The organism is Clostridium homopropionicum DSM 5847, from assembly GCF_001263795.1.
GTDB lineage: Bacteria > Bacillota > Clostridia > Clostridiales > Clostridiaceae > Clostridium_H > Clostridium_H homopropionicum.
In genome coordinates this window covers 286,121-308,739 of the sequence record NZ_LHUR01000022.1, presented here as the reverse complement: position 1 = coordinate 308,739, position 22,619 = coordinate 286,121, and the positions used below count along the sequence as shown (strand labels likewise).

Genomic DNA, 22,619 nt, shown 5'->3' with positions numbered 1-22,619 from the left:
CGATGAGAGAGCAAAGAAAATTTGAAGTGCGATTACATCCAGATGCAGTAAAAGAATATGAAAAATTGGACGGTTCTGTTCTTAATATTGTTAATAAAGCAATAGATGAGCTAGAGCTAAGAGCAAATGAGACAGGAAAAATATTGAGAAATAATAAGGATACTAAATTAGGAGGGTGTAAAGAAAAAAATTAAGAGATGCAGGTATAAGAATTATTTTTAAAATTACAGATGAAAGAGTAGATATTCTTAAGATTGTGTATATACTTGCGATTGAAAGAAGAAGTGATGGCTTGGTATTTAAAATTGCACATAATAGAAATGACAAGTTGAAAAGGTTGCATAAAGATAAATTATTAGAATCAATGGAATTGTCTAAAATTTGGAAAAGAAAACATTAGAATGTAATTACTTGGACATAGGTGTTTGAAAATACCTGTGTCTTTTTTATATAAATAGTTATATTTGACTAATTAATGAACTAAAAATGAATTAAATATGAATCAACATTAAATTTATTGACGTATAATATAATGTCAAATATAATGTACTAGAAGCTTGTGAAAAAATAATACATGAAAAAGGAGGGTAGAAAGGAAAAAATATATTAAAGCGCCAGAGCTAAGCAGGGAGCCTGAATCAAAGATTGTCTTATAGGAAACTCAAACTAAGGTCTGAGTAAGCTCGAATAAGCCAAATTAGCACTCTGTGTAAGTGACTTGCACCAAATCATAGATTTGGGCAATCTACTTAAGATTTGGATTCTCGCTTAGCTGACGAGGGTGGGGAGTATCGAAAATTCGGCGGATGCCCCACGGTATAGTGCTACCGATAAAGACTGGCAAAACTGAAAAGTAATTTTCAGTACAAATTCAGTCAGGCACTCACAATACAAGCTTCCCTTAAATAGCATAATTATATGTACAAAAAATAAAAATTATCAAAAGGGAGAATAGAATATGTGTGGAATAGTAGGATATTTAGGCAAAAAGAGCGCAACTGATATTTTGATAGAAGGATTATCAAAGCTAGAATATAGGGGTTACGATTCAGCAGGAGTTGCAGTTATTGTAGATGGTTCTGTAGTTGTTGAAAAATACAAAGGAAGACTTGCAAATCTTGAGGAAAAGATTGATAGTAATAAATTAGTTGGAAATGTGGGAATTGGGCATACAAGATGGGCAACTCATGGAGTACCATCAGATTTAAATTCTCATCCTCATACAAATGAAAATCAAACAATAGCTGTAGTTCACAATGGAATTATTGAAAACTACATGGTATTGAAGGAATGGTTACAATCTGAAGGATATAAATTTAAATCAGAAACAGATACTGAGGTTATTCCTCACTTAATAGATTATTATTATGAGGGAGATCTTCTTGATGCTTTTATGAAGGCAGTTAAAAAGATGGAAGGCAGCTATGCACTAGGAGTAGTTTGCAAAGAGGAGCCTAATAAGATTGTTGCAGTTAGAAAGGACAGCCCTCTAATAGTTGGTGTAGGGGAAGGAGAAAGCTTTATAGCTTCTGATATTCCAGCTGTTTTAAATCATACAAGAAACGTATATCTTCTTGAAGACAATGAATTTGTTTTAATGGAAGATGGAAATGTTAAGATATTTGATTTTAATAAAAATGAAGTTAAGAAGGAAATATATCATGTAACCTGGAACGCTGATGCAGCTGAAAAGGGCGGATATGATCATTTTATGCTAAAGGAAATTCATGAGCAGCCTAAGGCTATAAAGGATACTTTAACTTCAAGAGTAGTTAAAGGACAAAAGATTAACTTAGATAGCATAAAGATTACAAAGGAACAAATAGCTGAAATAGATAAAATATATATAGTTGCTTGCGGTACTGCTTATCATGCAGGAGTTGTGGGCAAGTATGCTATAGAAAAACTTGCAAAAATTCCAGTAGAGATAGAGGTTGCATCTGAATTTAGATACAGAGAACCGCTTATCAACGAAAGAACTTTAATGATAGTTATCAGCCAATCAGGAGAGACAGCAGATACTTTGGCTGCCTTAAGACTTGCTAAATCTGAAAATGCTAGAGTAATAGCTATAACAAACGTAGTTGGAAGCTCCGTTGCAAGAGAGGCAGATGATGTTTTATATACTTGGGCAGGACCAGAAATTGCAGTAGCATCTACTAAAGCTTATGTAACTCAGCTTATTGCAATGTATATTATTGCTCTATATTTTGCAGAAAACAAGGAAAGCATAAGATCTACGGAAATTGATAAGATAAAATCTGAGCTTTTAAACCTATCAGAAAAAGCAGCTGAGGTTCTAAACCAAAAGGAAAAGGTTAAGGCCTTCGCTAAAAAAATATACATGGATAAAGATATGTACTTCTTAGGAAGAGGACTTGACTATGCAGTAGCAATGGAAGGATCTCTAAAGCTTAAAGAAATATCCTATATCCACTCAGAAGCTTATGCTGCAGGAGAATTAAAGCATGGACCGATAGCTCTAATTGAAGATGATACTACAGTAATTGCTCTTGCAACACAAGAATACTTATTCGAAAAGATGTTGAGTAACATTAAGGAAGTTATAACAAGAGGAGCAAAAGTAATAGCAGTAGCTATGGAAGGACATGATGTAATAGAAAAGAGTGTTGATGATGCTATATATATTCCAAGAGTTATGCCAATAGTAGCACCAATACTTTCAGTTATTCCATTACAGCTTCTATCTTACTATATTTCTATTGAGAAAGGCTGCGACGTGGATAAGCCTAGAAATTTGGCAAAGTCTGTAACGGTTGAATAATAATGAAATAAATATAAATATTTGTTGTTAATCTTAAACAAAGTTGTTAAAAGTAAAAAAAAGTCGTTAAAATTAAATAAAGTTGTTAAACAAATAATTATATATAAAATAGAGGTTAAAATAACCTCTATTTTCATTTTATGTCAAATATGTCGTTTAGGCAAATTTATGTGATTATATAGTATGGTATTAAACATAATTGCAAAAATGTAATTTTGGGGGAGGCTAAAAAATGCATATATTACCGCCACTACGTCATGATGAACTTTTTGAAAGTTGGTTATTTAAAGTTTTCCAATATAATGATTCTTCGATATTTTGTCCAAATAGAAACAAAGAGTTTGGTATTAGAGATATAAGAAAATTAAAAGCTCATGACATATTAGATATTTGTCTATATGTTCAAAACTACTTAAAACTTAATTTTATGGACATAATAAATAAAAACACACTATTTCCTTATATTACTCCATTTTGTGATTCACCAGAATATATGGATAAGCATGATAAAATGAATTATTTAATTTATCTTAATAGTGTAAAGGAATATTATCAATCATATTTTATTTTAGAAAATCCAAAGGTATGTATTGATTGTATTAATGAAGAAATTAATACATTTGGAGGAGCATACATTCATCGTGCACATCAGATTCCAGGAAATTTTTTTTGTATAAAGCATAATAGCAAACTCAAAATGGCAAATAATTTTCACTATGGGACTAGTGATTATCTAAAGATGGATTTAAAAGACCCGATTAGGCCAGATGAAATCTATACTGATAAATTAAGATTATTAAGTCAAGATATTTATGATATTTCTAATGGTATATTGAATAGTTTTAATATTGATTATATTATGATGAGCATTTGGATTATTATGTATGAAAAGGGCTATATTAATAATATGGCTATCAAATCAAAATTTTATAGTGACTTTTATGAATATCATGATTACTTTTATTTAAAACAATTAGATAATAGTTTATTTTATTTTAGAGAAGATATATTCAATTTTAGAAGATTAATATTAAAACCAGGTTGGAGCCCATACTACTACTCTCCTATTCAAATCATTTTAATTATTAGAATGCTATTTGATTGTGATATAAAAGAATTTATAAATTATTCTAGAAAACAATCCACATACGACAAGTTGCATAGATTAAAGAATTTGTTTAATAAGAAGAGTTATAAATATATTAATTGTGGATTTTATTTTAGTGAGGCAGCAGAGGAAGTATATGAACATTTATTGGAAATAGATAGTTGATTAATTAATACTCTTAGGATAGGTGAATATGATGGCTAGAAGAAAAAGTGATAATGCTAAGTTAAAAGAGAAAATTGGAACAGGCAGGGGGGGTAATTATACTCCTTGGTTAAAACCGCATGAATTCGGATCATTGGGGAGAACACACAGAATTAGGGGATGGAAAGTTAATAGAATATATTACTTTATGTCAGATTTAGAATTGTACTATTTTTTATTACTTCAGTGGAATGAAAATGTAATTGATATAAGAGAACAATTTCCTATGAACTTAATTGATACTGTAAGAATTGCCAAAGATCTTGGTATTAAGCATCCACCGCATAATAAAAAAAGTGGTAATGAAGTTATAATGACTACAGATTTTATAATTACAATAAAGAGCAACGATGGATTAAAGGATATAGTAAGAACAGTAAAGAGTAAAAAAGATTTAAAAAATCAAAGAGTTTTAGAAAAGTTATCTATAGAAAAGGAATATTTTAAGAATAAGGGCTTGAATTGGGGAATAGTAACAGAAGAGCAAATAAATAAGACAAAAGCTAAAAACATATATTTACTATACAACGATTATTTTTGGTTTAGTAATTCTAAGTTTAATCAAAATGAAATCGATTATATTACATATGATTTGAAAAATTTGTTATTAAAATATAATAAAGACATTATAAAATCTTGTCGTAATCTCGAAAAAAATAACTTTTGGGAATGTGGTGAAGGTCTAAACTTCTTTAAGTATCTTATCTTAAAGAAAGTCATTATTGTTAATCTAAATATAAAGTTAAATTTTAACGACATGGAAATATATTTTAATGAGGGGAATAAAAATGATTCAGTTACTTGTTAATGACATTTTAAATTATAATGATTCAAATGAAATAATTAGAGAAAGAATTTTATGGATTGATGAAAAGTATGAATATTGTTTTACGATCCAATTAGATACAAATAAAACAATAATAAAAGAGAAGTTGATAAAGCAGTTAATTAATGCTATTGAGAATAATTCAGTTGAAATATCTACTGATAGTATAAGTGAATTAGTTTATATAGATAATGAATATATAAAAAAGTATAAAGATAGTATAGATAAAAAGTTTGAAATTATCAATTATGCTATTTCAAAATCACCTGAACCATATATTTTTTACCATAAGTATAGGGGAAAAGTAGTTGAAGCTGCTTCTACAAAATTTAATTTGAGTAAAACTGTGATTTATAAGTATTTAAGATTATATTGGCAGGGAGGTAAAATTAAATTTTCTTTGATACCAAAATATAATAATTGTGGAGCTCCAGGGAGAGAAAAAAACTTCAGTAAAAAAACAGGTAGGCCAAGTTATGAGGAGAAGATTTTAAATAAAAAAATTGGAATTCCCATAACCGAAGAAATAAAAGATATTTTTCAAAAAACATTAGATAAGTACTATAGGAAGCCTAACGAAATGTCTTTAAGATTAGTATATAAACTTATGATAAAAGATTTTTTTACAGAAGTAAGTAATGGGCAACTAGTTGTTAAAAGTAGGTATCAGATACCAAATCTTAATCAATTTTATAATTGGGTTAGGAATAAATCTGATATTAGGACTAATAAAAAGAAACGAATGGGTGATAGGAAATATCAGCTGAAAAATAGGCAATTACCATCAAATACGCTACAAGAAGTTTTAGGCCCAGGATCAAGATATGAAATAGATTCAACAATATGTGATATATATTTAGTAAGTAGAATAGACAAAAGTAAAGTTATAGGAAGACCTACATTATACATAATTGTTGATGTTTTTAGTAGACTTATCACAGGTATGAATATTTCATTCGAATGTGCATCTTGGAATGGATCAGCAAGTACAATATATAATTGTACTGAAAATAAAGTAAAGTTTTGTGAAAAGTATGGAATAAAAATAAATTCCGATGAATGGCCATCACAAGGGTTACCTAATATTATATTAGCGGATAGAGGTGAATTAATAGGTCCTATTGGTGAGCATATTGTATCAAATTTAAATATTACTTTAGAAAATACCCCAACTGGTAGAGGAGATAGAAAGCCAATAGTTGAGCAAATGTTTCATCGCTTAAATGCAAGAATTAAGGCATTACTCCCAGGGGCTGTTAAGAAAGATCATAAAGAACGTGGAGAAAGAGATTATAAGCTTGATGCTAAATTAGATATCTATGAATACACTCAAATAGTATTAATAGCTATTAAAAATATTAATAGTTCATTGATTGATGATTATCAGCTTACAAAGGAAATGATAGCAGATGGTGTAAGAGTTATTCCAATTGAACTTTGGAAGTGGGGAATGCTAAATAAAACAGGAAAACTAAAAAGAATAAATGATGATCTATTAAAGCTAAAGCTTATGAAACATGATACCGCTTCAATAACAGAAAGAGGTATAAAATACAGAAAAATGTTATATACAACAGAAGTGATAGAAAAAAAAGGATTATTTGAGTTAGCAAGAATAAATGGGCATAAAACTATTCCTATCGTATTTGATGATAGAGATATGACATTTATTTATTTCTATGATAAGTTAAGCAATAGATATATTCGATGCGAGTTAAAAAATGAATACAAAATGTATACTAATTTAACTTTAGATGAAGTTAAAGATTTTCAAATTAATAGCATTGTAGAGAAAAAAAGAATGCAAGACTATATTAATCAAAATGAAGTTGACATGTATTCTGAAATTGAAAAGATAATGAAAAGTAGTGCTAAAAATTTACAATCAGTAAAGGTATCAAAAAAAGATATGAAGTATAATAAGCGGTTAGAGATAGTATTCAATAATGAGATTAATAAGATGGATAAATTTTCATATACAAATCACATACTACAAAATGAATTTACTAATTATAGTGAAGATGATAATAAAAATACAATCAGAGAGTTAGAAGCACTTAGTAAGATCAAAATGAGGAGAAAGAATAATGAGAAATAAATATTATACAGATTTCAAAATAAGTCAGTATGAAGATATAGATGAAAATAGCATTCAATTAATTAATTCAACTAAAGCCAGATATATAGAACCTACTGAGATTACTTATTTAGGTAATCCATTAATAGAGGCATTGCCACCTACATTAGATATGGAGAGTATTTTTCTAAGAGTCGAGAAGATACCTCCATACATTGATGAGGAAAGAAATAAAACGGAGATTGAAAGATTAGAAGCAATATATAGATTAAACGATTATAGATTTCCATTTACAAAGTATTATGAGGTTGGATTAAAAATATCTATTGCATTAAAAAGAGGCTATATAAATAAACGAATTTTTTCACCAGATTATACAGATTCATTAAAAGAACTAAATTTAATTTTGAATAATTCGGCAAATGAGATTAAAGAATTTAAAGAAGGATTTTTGAATATGACGCTTGCTTCATCAGCTCCATTAGGCTTTTCTATAATAGGGGTAAGTGGGGCAGGAAAATCAACTACTGTTAATGATATTCTTTCTTTTTATCCTCAAGTTATTCATCATACTGAGTATGAAGAACAAAAATATTATTTTGCACAAGTTACTTGGATAAAAGTAGATTGTACATATGATGGTAATATCAAGGGGTTATGTCAGAAAATATTTTATGAATTTGATAAAGTACTTAAGACAAATTATCTTCAAAAGTATGGGAATAGTAGATTCAGTATTGATAGAATGATTATTGCTATATCTTATTTATGTATGAAGCACGGTTTAGGTATGTTGATAATAGATGAAATTCAACATTTAAAATGCTCTAAACGCCAAGATGAAGCTGCATTAAATTTTTTTGTAAGTATGATGAATGAAATTAAATTACCAATAGTGTATATTGGTACATATAAGGCAATAAAGCATCTATCAAAAGATGGTAGACATATAAGACGATCAATGGGAATAGGTATGACGGAATTTAGATATTTGAAAGATGACGCAGAATTTGAAATGTTTTTAGGTGAGTTATGGGAGTATCAATGGGTGAAGAATAAAACAGAACTTACAGATGAAATTAAGAAATTATTTCATGAAAGAACAGCTGGAATTGTAGACTTGAGTGTTAAACTTTTTATGACTGTACAATTTGAGGCAATAAGAAGAGGGGTAGAAAAAATTACATCAAAGCTGATTAAAGAAGTAGCAAATGAAAAGTTTGCCTTATCAAAGGAATTGACGGATGCAATTATTAAGTATGATATAAATAAGCTTATGAAATATGAGGATTTAATTGCACCAGCTGATATGGAAGAGCTATTTGAAAATTGTAGACATGAGGTTATGAGCAGGTCACAAGCTATGGAAATATTGAAAGGTGAAGAACGTAAAAACAGTAGAAATAAGAAAGAATTAATAAATGAATTAAGATTATTTTTAAGTGAGTTAGGCTATAATTATAATGACTTTTTAAATATTGTGGATGAATTAATATCAATAGAAGGAATTAGAAAACCAGTTTCTTATCTTAAACAGCGGCTTATAAAACAAATAGTTTTAAGTAAGCCACAAGAAGTGAATGGGAAAAAAGAAACTAAAAGAATAAACAAAAAAAATATTACTATAGATTTAACAGAAGATATAAAAACTATAGAATTACCATAAGAACCTTAATAAATTTGAATTTCTGTAAGGAGTAGTATGATTAATTATATACCTAGAATTTATGATGATGAATTATTTTATAGTTTTGTAGCGCGCTATTCTGAAATATCTGGGGATACTAATCTTAAGAATATATTAAAAGATTTTTTCGGTTCTAAAACAATAACACCATATGTTCAATTCCCTTGTAATATTTCTAAATTCTGTTCAAGTGTTTTTGAGGACTTAAATTTAAATGCTGATATCATTATTTCAGGTCATACCATGTTCCCAATTTATGAACCATTTTTAACCACTTCACGTAAAAAAGAAATCTTAGAAGATATGAAGTTTTCAAATGGTCAAAGAATTGGATTCTTATTAGGGATACAAGCAGGAGCAATTTTTAGCACTAAAGAGTTAAAATATTGTCCATTGTGTGTAAGAGAGGACGTTAATTCAAGCGGAGAGGCTTATTTTCATAGAGGACATCAAGTTGACGGAATATTAGTATGCCATAAACATGGGTGTAAAATCAAGACTTATACCTATGGCAAAGATAACTATATTTCAAGATTAAAATATATTAGTTTGAATCCTAAATACACAGATAAGGATGTAAACTATTATAATGAGCAACAATCTGCAATATTATTAAAAATAGCTAAGGCGGCTTTTTTATTATTGAAGAATAGTAATAATCAATATGAGATTAACATTATTAATAAAAAATATAAAGTCTTATTAAAACAAAAGGGATTATTAACTATATCTCGAGAAATTAGACAAGATAAGACTGTAAGATTTTTTAAAATGTACTATGGTGATGAGATACTTAATATTATGAATCTAAATTTTAATGTAGATTCTGATAGCTCTTGGATAAGAAATATATTAAGAAATAATAAAAGAATAATAAATCCAATAAAACACATTATGTTAATATTATTTTTATGTGATAATATGAACACTTTCTTGAAAAAACCAGAGGATGAATATGAGTATTTTGGGAATGGACCTTGGCCTTGCTTAAATCCAGTGTCAGATCATTATAGGGAAAAAGTCATTAAAAATGTGAAAATAACTGCAGATTATAAAACAAGACTTCCAATTGGAACATTCAATTGTTCTTGTGGTTTTAAATATTCTAGAAAGGGACCAGATAATCATAATGAACATATATATGAAATTGGTAGGATTAAATGCTTTGGACATGTGTGGGAGTCGCAATTACTATCAATAGCCTGTGCAGGCAGTAAAAGTGTTAGAGAGATATGTAGAATAATGAGGTGTGATGCCAAAACAGTAAAAAAATACATAGATAAAATAGAAAATGGGTATATTAAAATATCAGATTCCGTTAAAAAAGATTATGATATAAGTAATTTTCAAAATAAAAGATTATTAAAATATCGTAATAATTTAATAAGTTTTATAAAGGAGAATTCTGATCTAACTAGAACTGAGATTAGAAGAATTGCGCAAAAAGAATATACATGGCTTTATAGAAATGACAAGGAATGGCTTTTTGAAAATTTACCTCAAAAAACATATAGAGTTAAAATGAATAGAAATAAAGTTGAGTGGGAACCACGAGATAATGAAGTTTTAATACTTATAAAAAATGCATATAACGACATAGTTAATAGTAATAAGCCCATTAGAATTACCAAAAGTCGGTTAGGTAATGTTGCTGGGATTAGTTCCTTGATATATAATAAGAAAAGTAAATTGCCTAAAACTCAAAAATTTATTTCTAATATGGTAGAATCTATTGATAAATTTCATATAAGAAAAGTAAACTATATTTATAATAACTTAATTAAACAACAAGGTTATGTACGTAAATGGCAGATATTAAAGCAAGTTGCTAGAAATCCTTCAGTTTCAGTAAAATTTTATATAGATGAATGCTTTAGAGTAAAAAAAGATAAACTCACATAAATGGAGTTTATCTCGGATTAGATATTAAAGTGTATTATTTATTAATAAAGTGTAATTGAATACGATCTTAATCGTTCACCGTTAAAAAATTTTTCTTTTCTATTTAAGTATGACATAACAACATGCATCATATCTTGAGCTTGCTCCTTAGTACAGATTGATAACTTTGATATTTTTGTAATACCTAGACTATTAAACGATGTCCCGAGAATAAGTGCACTATCTTCTGTAATAAGCCAACGATCGTGTATAGGTGGTTCATTTGTTTTAATTCCACCTATAAATGTTATTTCACAATCTGGTGGATCTTGATCAGAAATATTTGCTCTCCAGTAATTAGTATATAGTTCATCATACGGAAGCTTGTGTGGATTAATACTTTCTTTTGTATTATGTTTAATACTAGTTAGGATATTAATCTGACAACTTGGATTAATTGAACTAATAATTTTTAAAATTTCCATTTCCTCAGGACCAAAGAAAGGATCTGCAATAATAAGATTATTTTTTGAATTTGATTCTAGCCAATCTCTAATAAATTCTATTGCTAAATCTCTTTCTCCTGGGTTAATAATTTTTGAATCATCATATTCGTTAAAGGATACTAAAACCTTCCTTTTATCTACAAGCATTAAGGACTTCTCTAATAACTTCATAGCTAATTCAGCTCCTAGTAGCAGAGAATCAAACATATTTCTTAGAAAAGGTTGAGAATCCTCTGCTCTACAGTGACGCTTAATATCATTCTCCACAAGCCAAGAGAGAATAGGATAGATATGCATAAATTTTTCTCTTGAAACAACTTCTATATAGGGGCTCGTAAGAGATCTATGGAGAGTATTAGTTCTGCCTGCATTTAATGAACCTAGTAATTTCCATGCAGCTTTACAGTAATCAATATTTGTATATTCATTTTTTTCATTTTCATTTAAACCTTTTGTCATTTTCTTTTTTAAGTCATTAACCTTTACTTGTTGCCTTAAATTCAGTTTAACTTGGGATCTTACCTCATCTTCATCTGTAAGAGAAGCCATTGATGCTGCTAAGTCTGGATCTATACGATGAGCCATATCAATTATTCTTCGCTGAACCTTTAAGTACTCAGGATTATCTTGTTCCTTTGATATTTGTAATGCTGTAAGTAAACATTTTTTACTCAAACTCGAATTTATTGTCCAACAATTTGATGCAAAGTCCTCATAGTGTTTAATTCTATCATAAATAGAAGGTATATTATCAATTAAAGATTTTGAATCATTTACAAGAGCTGATTGCGTTAAAGTTTGTTTAGCAGGAAGTAAAGTAGCTATAACAGATAATACAAATGCTTTGTCAGCTAAGTTATCAATTTGTTTTGCTTGTCCTATTAACTCTTCAAAAGTAATGTATTTTGGATAAAATCTAGCAACTTGTGCTTTAGATATTATTTTATAGCCTCCATGTTTTATATTTTTCTTACTAGGAAGTTTTGTATTTATGATATTATCAAGCCGATTCATAATATCATAGCACTGATTATCTGTAAGTAATTTAAAAGAATATATAGATGTAGAGATACCAGCGATAATGTAATATATTAAATCATCTGTTTCTACCTTTTTCAATATTTCACAGAGGTCAATAATTTCATCAAAATTTAACATGAATTCATGTTTACCTGAATTATCATATGGATCGAAATATGATTGTTTAGTAAATATATACTCTACAATGTTAAAATAGGCTGAATCCTTTTGTAGCGGATCAAGATTGTCTATTTCACTAAGAGCTCTTACTCTATTATGATAGTAAAGTGCAGGGGCGAGTCTTATAATTAATCTATTATAGTACTGTTTGTCTAGTGAAGAAATATACGCTAAATGTGCTCTCACATTTTCGGATACTAGTGAATCAAACAATTTTAACTCTTTAATTCTTAAACATCTTAGAGCTAGGTCGCTCCATAGAGCAGCTCGTTCTCCATAGGAAGGTATGCAATTTATATATTCCATAAGTTTTTTTATATCATCTCTATTTACAGAATTTATTCCTATTAATCCACTATATGCTCGGATTGCAAGTTGAATAATAAATATAAGTATATTAGCTAAGCTGTTAGAATCAATAATTGCCTCTTTTTTATACTCCTCTGTTCTCAGCAATAATTTTTTAGCAATATCATGTGAGCTTGTTGATAGTTTAGACACAATTGTATAGCCTATATTAATTTTTTTCCATCCTGTATCCATAGCTTGCCATAATTTTTCTAATAGCTGTATTTTATCTGAAATTAAATTTTCATATTTACTATTCAAATCTTTTTTTAAGATTGAGCACAAATTACAATAAGCTATACACTTGTCTTCAGCATCATCTATACTTTCAACATGTGGGATTAATTGCAAAGCATTATTTATGCAAATATTAACTTCAGTACTTTCAGATTCTATTCTTTCTAATATAGATATTATCAAGTTATATTTAATTGATTTCTGGGTAATCTCATTAATAACCTTAATAATGAATTGTATATCAATTTTCTTTATATCAGATAAAAGTAGAGTGTCAATAAGTTTAGATAATGCTTTATTTCTCCTAGTTTCTGTATTTAATTTTATAGCAATTGAGTATGCTAAGTCATAATAATTATAAGCTAATGAAGATATAATTCCTTCACTTACTTCGAAATGCATAGCAGTTGTATTTAGTAACTCTTCTATAAAATTATTCAGATCTTTCCTAATAGTTTCATTAAAACTTAGTTGCTGTTCTAATTCTTGATCTTTGTCTATTACTTTCACTCTTGAGAGAAGTTTTGCCATACAAATTGCTTTTACTGATAGATCATCAAGCTCTAGGATATAATTATAAGTATCCCATAACCTATCAAAACTCTTTGTTAGATCTATTCTACTTTCTGCATGAGCTAAAATAAGTTGCAAGCCGATAAACTCTTCTGTTGGTCCAATCTTTTCAGCCAAACCCTTTTGACTATCGAAACGGCTGATTAAGTTATCCATTTCCTTTTCATCATTAATATATGGAATTGGCGTTGCCAATTCTCTAAAAATTTGCGCGTTTGGCGAATATGAAGTTGTTGCAATTGTTAAATCAAGAGAATATTTAACTACTTCAATTGCATCCTTTCTTCGCCTATTTTTTACAGTCCATTTTGTTAAAATAAGAAGCTTACTTGTTGTATCTTTTAGTTTTTCTGATTCACCAATAATTTTGCTCGCAGAATATCCCCCAACTAATAAATTGATACTTTTAGAAATGTCCCTTACTTCAGGATTCTTAATTTTTGAGTTTATTTCATCAGCTATCTTTAAATACTCATCAGTATTTTGATCTTTTTCTAAAGTTCTTAATGATAATTCAGCAAAAGCAAAATCTAAATCATTTTCAAGCTTTGACTCTTTATTGGATTTGGTAATTAGTTCTATTGCTATTTCGGGGCAACAAAAAATTAATTCAGAAGAAATTGCAATAGTTTTGTCTTTATTAATTTCATAATCGATTTCATTATAAAGTCCTTTAATCAGGTCTAATAAACTTGAATCGAGGATACCTTCTTGTTGCTTTTTCTTTTTGCAAATTATGGATAAAAGGTGCAATCTATCTTCTTTGGTGACTGCGGATTGTGCTAATACTATTGCTGAGTTATAGTCATTTAAAGAAATGTAAGCTTCCACTTCTGAATGCAATATTTCTTCAGTTTCAAACTGTAACATTATTGATTTCTGGATACTAAATCTTATCTGATCATTATATTTACCTAAGTTAATAGAAGTTTTTATACCTAACTCAGCTTTATTTTTAATTGAATTTATAGATTGGCTTCTTTCTAGCATTTTTAAAAAATGATATGGGGATAGATATCTGAGTATTTCATCATGGTATCCACTCTTGTCTAGATAAATAGGAAGTAATTCTATTGATTCTTCACTATCAGGTTTCTTTAGCATATACTCAACAATTAATTTATTAACATAGCTTTGATATAATCTTAGTTTATCAGCTGCATATAAGCGAAATGATTCTGTTACAAAAGTGATTTTATTTGTTTCTTTACAAAATTCAATAAAACTTAATCCTTGTAATTTATTGTATACTGAATTTTTATCAATACAAATTAATTGACTTAGTTCATCAACAGTATATGTTCTATTATCCAAAGCAAGTATTGATAATAATTTGTTTTGTTCTTCATCTGTACCAACATTACCCCATTCTACATCAAATAAGTCAGACCATTTATCTATTTTGATTGTCATCAAATCTTTCACATTAATACCTGATTTAATTAATCTTTTTATATCAGCAAGTCTACCAGGTAACGTTTTGCAGTTTAAGTGAATCTCTCTAATATAGTCATCTTCAATATCAAAGTCTTCAAAGTATTTTCTAGTTTCTTCAATTTTAAATCCAGTTAATATAAAATGACTACATTTTATATTATATAAATATGTGTCCTTTAATTCAGTATAATCACCTGTAAATATAAATTTTATATTAGAATATGAAAATGGTAACATTTGAATAAGTTGTCTCTTTATAACCTCATTTTCCTTTGGAATATCACTTAATCCATCAACTAAGAAATAAAAATTTTTATTGATTTTACGAGTTTTTTTGTTTAATGAAAAAAGTAAGTCTCTTAGATGCATTTCGCTAGATTCATTAATATTATTTAACTCTTTGGAATTAATAAATAGACTAAGTTGATTGCATAAATCATAACGTAGGTAATCTATATTGCATCCCCACTGATCATTTGGCTTAATAAATATACAAACAGAAGATGATTTATGCTTATTAGCAAATTGAACTAAAAGTGTTGTCTTACCAATGCCATCTTGTCCATCAATAATTACTGTTTTATAATCCATATTAAATCTATCTTCGATTGCATATAAATAATTATCTCGTTCAATAAGATCATTCGTGGTATCATTACACCCGATTTCAGGAAGGCTTAAACATGCAGCCACTAAATCAATTACTTTTTCTTCAGACATCGAACTCCTCCAAACAACAAAATTTATTTTAATGATGTCAATGATAATTTGAAACATATTAATGCAGTTACTTGAATTCCAAATTTTCTAGCTTATTCCACTTAATATTATACTACAAAATTGTATAAAATTCACTATATTATTATTTATTTGGACATTTTCCATTTTCATTGTATAATTATTTTATAGTATTAAAATTTAATAACTTTCTTTTAGAAATATATAAATATAAATAAATTATTATCCGAGTTTTAACAACTTTCTTTTAATACTATAAAAACTATATTGCGTAAAAGCTTAATTGTATGTATATATAATTTAACAACTTTCTTTTAGGAGAACATTTGTATTTTGTGAAAATAAACTTGTTCATCTAGAAAAAAGTTGTTCAAAAATAATGAGAGAAAATCAGAAAAAATAGCTGGTTTTCTCTTTTTCACTTTGGAGAAAAGTAGGCAGGGATAAGGAGGAGTTAGATTTAAGGGAAAAGTGTATGTGTCGGTTACAACATAACATGTCACAAGTTACAACATGTTATGTCACAGATTATAATATAAATATGTCATATGGGTTTGTATGTGTTAAATGTTGAGATAGAACAAAGATGAACCACTTGAAATAAAGTCATATTTGTATACACATATTAAACCCTTTCCTGAATAATAAATGTTTTTCATAATCCTTGGACGGAGCGCAGAAGGTACTGCATTTTCGTTCAGGGATTTATTTGTTTGCAGGAAAAAGGCTTAAGAAGTAAGGATTGATAAAATATAAAATAAAACCGAATTTGAAGTAGCTTAAATCCTTGATAATACTTAATTTAAGGTTAAATAGATTTTAAGGAGATAATTCATTGCTCTATCAATTTTATGTGGATGGAAAGTTGATAATGTACTACATATAGCTTTATAAAAAAGATTGATTAAAATAGGTCATATAAATGGCTTAAGTCCGTTGAGCTAATAAATAAATTTTAGAAAAAAGTTTGATTAAAAGGCGAATTAATAATTGGAATTGAATATCTGAATAATGTTTTTTTAAAACTGAATAATACGGTATTTTAATTGTTCAATAGGCATAAATTGTATACCATAGTGATAAGCGAATAGTATTAAAAATTTTGAGTAATCTAATCTTTAGTGGGATTTTTAAGGAGGTTTAGTTATGCGGTTTGGCAATTTTAGTTGGTTATTTGTAATATTGCTTTTTATTGGTATGTTTTTTCTACGTGGATGTGGATGGAGCGGAGGCTGCGGAATTCCGAGATTTCATAGGAGACCGAATCACGATTCCGATAACAAATCCGAAGCTATAGAAATATTGAATAAGAGGTATGCTAACGGAGAAATTAATTCTGAAGAATATAAACGGAAAAAGGAAGAAATACTTGAGAGATAATATGAGAAACAACGAAAGAAACAAAATTTTAATGAATGGAAGTTTTATATCTTTAGGATTGGTAGCCGTACTTGACAATATATTTTCTCATTGGCTTTTTAAATGGCATAGGATTTTGCCAAACGAGACTCTTTCAGAATATTTGGAAGTAGCTTTATTTATTCTCGGATTAGTATTATTGGGAATTGGTGTATTCAGAGAGATAAAAGATAGAAGGGCTAAATCCTAATAAATGTTATGCAATATTCATATTTGGCGACTCAACTATAAAAACGAATAATTTTTCAAAATACCGTATTATTCAAAATTGGATTTTATGGTATTTTTTATTTCGTCATTCAAGGATATCCTGACCGAGCTTTATTATAAAACTACACTACATGATAAATTTGATTTAATTAGTGGATTTATAGCATTAATCAGTGTAGTTATTATCATATATGCATTAAGAGTATAAACTTTATAAAGTAACAAACATTTATTACGATATACAGTAATATAAACAAAAAATGATCAATATATTGTGTTGTTGGGGGTATTGTTGTAATAAATAATACAAAGGTTACGGATGGCATTAAAGTAGGTAACGAAATAGTTTTCGGGGGTCATATCTACGAAAAAGTTAAAGATGGTTTCTGTGCAAATGAAGGATGGAGCCATTGTATTGTCTAATCCTACAAGATACAAAATTATAATTACTTTATTGGACGATAAAAAAATGTAGGCGAACTTGCAGAAGATTTAGGATGTTCTCAAAGTCTTATATCAATGCAGTTAAAATGCTTGAAATGGTGCAATTTTGTAAAGTCGATTAAAGAAGGAAAGAATATCTATTATTATATTTCTGATGAAAGAATAAAGGAATTTATTCAACTTGGTCAATCAATAGCAGAAGGAAGTATAAATGATATTTGTACTTGCGAGGTTATAATGAGTGAACAAAATAAATTAAAGGAGAAAAATATAGATTATGGAAAAAGAAATTTTGAATAAGTGTTGTTGTGAAGATTCATTTAAATCCTCTTGTAAAGAAGCCAACTTGTGTCCAGTTTGTGGGAAAGAAGGTATTCTTGTAAAAAACATTACAGTAAAGCATATGATACTTGATGAGTTAATAGAGCAAGTTGGGAATCTTGATTATTTTTTATGCATGAGTGAGGAATGCGATATTACTTACTATAATACGGAATTTAATATCAAATTTAATAAGCAACAAGTGAAAGTCCCTATATGGTTTAAGAAAGATGCGAATCCTAAATATGCCTGTTACTGTAGTAAAGTAACAGAAGAACAAGTCATAGATGCAGTAGTAAAAGATGGTGCTACTAATATGAAAGAAGTTTTAAAGATTACTGGAGCAATGAGTAATTCACAATGCCAAAAGAAAAATCCATTAGGCAAGTGCTGTCATCAAATAATTCAGAATGCAATAGATAGAGGATTATCTATGAAATAGAAATTTTATTATATCACAATTTCTTTATATTATATAAAAAAGGAGGCGGTTTTGCCTTCTTTTTTAATACAAGAATTAAATGCGATAGTAAAAAAATGAAAACAAAAAGTTAATTGAAAAATACAAGGATGACATTGATAGTAATAATTTAATTTATGGTTCTCTGGATGCAAATATAAGAATAATCAATAGTAAAAGACTTGCTCTTGAACAAGCTGAATTAAAAGAAACTCTAGAATTGGTGGACCTTATGAAAATAACACCATCAGCCATTTATAAGACTGTTGACGATATTTTAAGGAAAGAAAGCTTATCAAGATGGAATATGGAACAAGAAAAGTCCAACATTGAAATTCAAAAGAAACAGATTATTAGTGATTATTCTGATTTAACGGTTTTAGGAATAGGTGCAACTCTACAGCAGCTTATGAGTAACGAAAAGTTTTTATATAATTTTCAGTACAATACTCAATTTATGAATATAAAAATACAAATTATAGATAAGTATATTGAGAATATTGAGAGTACGTTTGAACATATAAAGAAAGACAAGGAAAACCTTTTACAGATGTGCTGTCAATATATAAGAAAGATACTTGAGGATATAGAAGATTTCGATAAAACAACAAAATATGAAGACAAGGGATATCTTGTACAAGGAGTAAAGCTAACTATGCCTAAAATATATGAGCATAGTGTTGAGGAAACTGTAAATAATCATATAAATACTTTAGTCAATGACGTATCCCAATTAAAAATAGAGGGTAGTGTGAAAAAAAGGTAAGAGAACTGATACATGATAGATTAAAAGCTGAATCATTGGTGAATCTTATAACCCCTCTACAGGAGTATCATTTGGAGATATATAAACCCTTAGATAGTGGAAAGGGATTATACCGATTATGAGAAGATAAAATCCAACACAAGTGTGGGAGAAGGGTATATTGGAATAGCGATGCTATTTATGAGCTTAATATCATTTATAAGATATAAAAAACTATTCAGTAATTTGAGTATATTGCCGGTGCAATCAGAGAAGAAGAAATTACTTAAAAATGCCAAGGTAATTATTCTTGATAATCCATTTGCAAAAATGACAAGTCAACACCTTCTCAAATCATTTCTGGAATTTGCCAAACTCTTTAACATACAGTTGATTTGTTTTACGGATGTAGAGAATGAAGCAGTGCTATCAAGTTTCAATCTAATTTATACTTTAAGTAAAATAAAAATTGATAGTAGAAAAGAGTTAATGAACCCAGAAATAATATCAAAAAATATTAACAGTATGTCTCTCAAAAATAATGACTTTTATATAGATAAAGCGGAAACCTTGATGTTCCATTTTCAATAAAGTCAATATTTTTTCGATATTATTTGGATTATATTGCCTAGCTGTGATTATGTTCATAACCTAATTGTTTTGCATGGTAATATGTATCAAAAGGAGTTTTTTTACTCATAAATGTATAAGAGAAGGAATTTCAAGGATTTTGAGGTCATTATACTTAAAGACTTTTTTATAACATCTACAACTGTTTGGAATGAATCGGAAAAAATAATAGAAAAACTTGAGAAAGCTCAATATATCAAGAGTAGAGAGGATTTTGGATAACTAGAATCCACAACCTACTCTTTTTGTTATTGTTAGAAACGGCAAGATTTAATTACAAAGGCTATAAGCCTTGATATTAAAGGGATTAGGCTGACGGAAAAGCTTTATTTCATGGAAATAGATAGGTACTAGAAAAATCATGGATTCAGGTTATAGAAACAGAATAGGTTTATTTTAAAGATACAGATATGACGTTCTTTTAAAAATAGCTGTCGAAATATTTATATAAACAATAGTTGCGATACACAACAGTTTTGTATTACAATGATTGCAGAGGTGGTAAAATGGATAATAAAGAAAGTCACTATTTAAGAGAACTAATTAGAGTTCTTGTTAGAAACTTAGGGATACTAGAAGAAAGCGAAGCCACATGTTGCGGAACAACAGTTTCTCAATGTCATGCTATTGTTGAGATAGGCAGGGCAAAGGATACATCGCTAAATGAACTGGCTGAACTATTGACATTAGATAAGAGCACCATGAGCAGAACTATAAATAAATTAGTAGATTCAGGTTTAGCAATTAGAGAGGTGCATCCTGAGGATAGAAGATATGTATCAATTAAATTAACCGATGAAGGGATTAAGGTATTTGATAACATTGAAAATAGCATGGAAAAGTATTATCAAAGCATTTTTTCTTCCATACCAAAAGAAAAAAGAGAACAGGTACTAGAGAGTTTACAATTAATAATTAAAGCAGCAAAACAAAATAAGTGTTGTTAATTAAGGAGGGATAGGAAATGGATAATAAGATTAAAGGCAAAGTTAAGTCATACTATGGAGGTATTGCTAAAAAGGTAAGCAACAATTCAAAGGCATCTTGTGGATGTGGTGCTGCTTGTTGTGGAGATATAAGTAATAACTCAAATATTTATACAAAGGAATATTTAGAGGGATTACCAGAGGATGCTGTAAATGCTTCTTTAGGCTGTGCTAACCCAGTAGTTTTGGCAGCATTTAAGAAAGGAGAAACAGTTTTAGACTTAGGAAGCGGTGGAGGAATAGATGCTTTTATATCTTCTAAGTATGTTGGTGAAGAAGGTAAAGTTTATGGACTTGATATGACGGATGAAATGCTTGAACTGGCAAATAAAAATAAGGAGAAAATGGGAGTAAACAACGTAGAATTTATAAAAGGCTATATTGAGGATATTCCACTTGAAAATGAAACTATAGATGTTATTACTTCAAACTGTGTAATAAACCTATGTGAAGATAAAGAAGTTGCTTTAAGAGAAGCTTATAGAGTTTTAAAGAAAGGTGGCAGAATCGCTATAGCTGATATTGTTCAATTAAAAGAAGTTCCTAAAGATATTAAGCAAAGTGCTGAAATGTGGGTAGGATGTATTGCAGGTGCATTAGATATAAATGTATATATAGATATACTCAAAAAAGTTGGATTTAAGGAAGTTGAGATTACACCAGTAAATATATATACTAAAGAAATAATTGAAGACATAGCAAAGCAAAAGAATTTAGGAGATGTATACAGTAAAATTGATACTGACCTGCTTGATGGTGCTTATGCAGGTGCCCATGTAAAGGCATATAAGCGTTAGAAAAAGATTTGAAATATATAGAGGAAGTGTATAGAATGGATTATAAAATTGAAGAAATGACCCATAAAGATTGGGATGGAGTAGCTAAAATATATTTACAAGGTATAGATACAGGTAAAGCTACATTTCAGACAGAGATACCAAGCTGGAATGATTGGAATAATGGTCATATTAAAACTTGTAGGTTAGTTGCGCGTTTAGGGGACAGGATATTAGGATGGGGAGCTTTAAGTCCAACTTCCAGTAGATGTGTTTATGCAGGGGTTGCGGAAGTTAGCATATATATAGGTGAGGAATATAGAGGACAAGGTATAGGGAAATCTATTTTAGGAACTTTAGTTAAAATGTCAGAAGAAAATGGATTTTGGACTTTGCAATCAGGGATCATTAAAGAAAATATTGCAAGTATAGAGCTGCATAAAAGTTGTGGTTTCAGAGAAATAGGTATAAGGGAAAGAGTAGGAAAAATGAGTAATGGAGAATGGCATGATGTAGTATTAATGGAACGTAGAAGTGATATTGTGGGAATAAATTAAACGCAATGTGGTTTATCAGCTTTTAGTGATGATTTAGGATTGGACAAAGAGTTAGCGCTTGACCATAATAGAAATATATAGTACAATTTTCTTAGTTTCATATATTCAAATTATCGAAAATAAGGAAGTGCGAGATAATATTATGAATGATAAAGAAATTTATAGATTACACGCAGAGTTTTGCAAATTCATGGCTAATCCAAAACGAATAGAAATAATGTTTTTATTAGGTAGTGAAGAATTATGCGTTGATGAAATTGCAGAAAAGATGAAAGTTAGAGTCTCAAATATATCTCAACACTTATCCGTTATGCGTGAAAAGGGTGTAGTAGTGACGAGACGAGAAGGAACAAAAATATATTATAAAATTGCAAACCCTAAAACCCTTGAAGCCTGTACAATTATGAGAGATGCAATGATTGAGCATATGAAGAAAAATATAGATTTAATAAATGAAATTTAAG

General features: G+C 28.7%; 18 protein-coding genes and 1 pseudogene. 18 read left to right on the top strand and 1 reads right to left on the bottom strand.

The genetic code is table 11. The features are described from left to right. Positions 1–2 precede the first annotated feature (2 nt). The 7 genes from CLHOM_RS18525 (at position 3) to CLHOM_RS09470 (ending at position 10,589) form a co-directional block, all read left to right on the top strand. The gene (locus tag CLHOM_RS18525) at positions 3–194 is read left to right on the top strand and encodes a type II toxin-antitoxin system RelE family toxin (protein ID WP_052221461.1); all 192 of its coding nucleotides are present in this window, start codon (positions 3–5) and stop codon (positions 192–194) included. 764 nt (positions 195–958) lie between these two features. Then, positions 959–2,785, top strand: a complete 1,827-nt coding sequence (gene glmS / locus CLHOM_RS09495; RefSeq protein ID WP_052221460.1) for a glutamine--fructose-6-phosphate transaminase (isomerizing) — start codon at positions 959–961, stop codon at positions 2,783–2,785. Positions 2,786–3,017: 232 nt separating this feature from the next. Next, on the top strand, positions 3,018–4,058 hold the full coding sequence (locus CLHOM_RS09490; RefSeq protein WP_052221459.1) for a hypothetical protein: 1,041 nt from the start codon (positions 3,018–3,020) through the stop codon (positions 4,056–4,058). Between the two features lie 31 nt (positions 4,059–4,089). Then, on the top strand, positions 4,090–4,905 hold the full coding sequence (locus CLHOM_RS09485; RefSeq protein WP_052221458.1) for a heteromeric transposase endonuclease subunit TnsA: 816 nt from the start codon (positions 4,090–4,092) through the stop codon (positions 4,903–4,905). Further along, positions 4,886–7,021 (top strand): DDE-type integrase/transposase/recombinase, encoded by a 2,136-nt coding sequence (locus CLHOM_RS09480; protein WP_052221457.1) that lies wholly within the window; start codon positions 4,886–4,888, stop codon positions 7,019–7,021. Before CLHOM_RS09485 ends, CLHOM_RS09480 begins: the two co-directional genes overlap by 20 nt. Next, on the top strand, positions 7,011–8,666 hold the full coding sequence (locus CLHOM_RS09475) for an ATP-binding protein (protein WP_052221456.1): 1,656 nt from the start codon (positions 7,011–7,013) through the stop codon (positions 8,664–8,666). The genes CLHOM_RS09480 and CLHOM_RS09475 overlap by 11 nt, the downstream gene beginning before the upstream one ends. A gap of 36 nt (positions 8,667–8,702) precedes the next feature. After that, on the top strand, positions 8,703–10,589 hold the full coding sequence (locus tag CLHOM_RS09470) for a TnsD family Tn7-like transposition protein (protein ID WP_052221455.1): 1,887 nt from the start codon (positions 8,703–8,705) through the stop codon (positions 10,587–10,589). Positions 10,590–10,630: 41 nt separating this feature from the next. Here CLHOM_RS09470 and CLHOM_RS09465 read toward each other — a convergent pair whose 3' ends face one another. Then, complete coding sequence (locus CLHOM_RS09465) at positions 10,631–15,589, bottom strand: hypothetical protein (protein WP_052221454.1); 4,959 nt, start codon at positions 15,587–15,589, stop codon at positions 10,631–10,633. Positions 15,590–16,753: 1,164 nt separating this feature from the next. Between CLHOM_RS09465 and CLHOM_RS09460 the strand changes: the two genes are divergently transcribed. The 11 genes and pseudogenes from CLHOM_RS09460 (at position 16,754) to CLHOM_RS09415 (ending at position 22,618) form a co-directional block, all read left to right on the top strand. Next, positions 16,754–16,987 carry an SHOCT domain-containing protein gene (locus CLHOM_RS09460; protein WP_052221453.1) on the top strand — a complete coding sequence of 78 codons (234 nt, stop codon included), beginning with the start codon at positions 16,754–16,756 and terminating at the stop codon, positions 16,985–16,987. After that, a complete protein-coding gene (locus CLHOM_RS09455; RefSeq protein WP_052221452.1) occupies positions 16,977–17,216 on the top strand; it encodes a hypothetical protein in 240 nt (79 codons plus the stop codon). The genes CLHOM_RS09460 and CLHOM_RS09455 overlap by 11 nt, the downstream gene beginning before the upstream one ends. 500 nt (positions 17,217–17,716) lie before the next feature. Then, a pseudogene (locus CLHOM_RS17900) lies at positions 17,717–17,980 on the top strand (ArsR family transcriptional regulator); the annotation flags it as partial. Next, positions 17,958–18,443: a Csac_0668 family 2Fe-2S cluster-binding (seleno)protein gene (locus CLHOM_RS09445; protein ID WP_052221450.1), complete on the top strand. Its 486-nt coding sequence runs from the start codon at positions 17,958–17,960 to the stop codon at positions 18,441–18,443. The pseudogene CLHOM_RS17900 and the gene CLHOM_RS09445, both read left to right, overlap by 23 nt. Before the next feature lie 250 nt (positions 18,444–18,693). Next, positions 18,694–19,227 carry a hypothetical protein gene (locus CLHOM_RS09440; RefSeq protein WP_052221449.1) on the top strand — a complete coding sequence of 178 codons (534 nt, stop codon included), beginning with the start codon at positions 18,694–18,696 and terminating at the stop codon, positions 19,225–19,227. A gap of 180 nt (positions 19,228–19,407) precedes the next feature. Then, the gene (locus CLHOM_RS09435) at positions 19,408–19,797 is read left to right on the top strand and encodes a hypothetical protein (protein ID WP_152909100.1); all 390 of its coding nucleotides are present in this window, start codon (positions 19,408–19,410) and stop codon (positions 19,795–19,797) included. A 111-nt stretch (positions 19,798–19,908) separates the two neighbouring features. Beyond that, positions 19,909–20,058: a hypothetical protein gene (locus tag CLHOM_RS18335; RefSeq protein ID WP_161803215.1), complete on the top strand. Its 150-nt coding sequence runs from the start codon at positions 19,909–19,911 to the stop codon at positions 20,056–20,058. Between the two features lie 284 nt (positions 20,059–20,342). After that, entirely contained in the window at positions 20,343–20,783 is a 441-nt protein-coding gene (locus CLHOM_RS09430) for a MarR family winged helix-turn-helix transcriptional regulator (protein WP_052221447.1), read from the top strand. Between the two features lie 17 nt (positions 20,784–20,800). Beyond that, a complete protein-coding gene (gene arsM, locus CLHOM_RS09425) occupies positions 20,801–21,619 on the top strand; it encodes an arsenite methyltransferase (RefSeq protein ID WP_052221446.1) in 819 nt (272 codons plus the stop codon). Between the two features lie 35 nt (positions 21,620–21,654). After that, positions 21,655–22,155: a GNAT family N-acetyltransferase gene (locus CLHOM_RS09420; RefSeq protein ID WP_052221445.1), complete on the top strand. Its 501-nt coding sequence runs from the start codon at positions 21,655–21,657 to the stop codon at positions 22,153–22,155. 58 nt (positions 22,156–22,213) lie between these two features. After that, positions 22,214–22,618 (top strand): ArsR/SmtB family transcription factor, encoded by a 405-nt coding sequence (locus CLHOM_RS09415; RefSeq protein ID WP_052221444.1) that lies wholly within the window; start codon positions 22,214–22,216, stop codon positions 22,616–22,618. The last annotated feature ends 1 nt before the right edge of the window (position 22,619 follow it).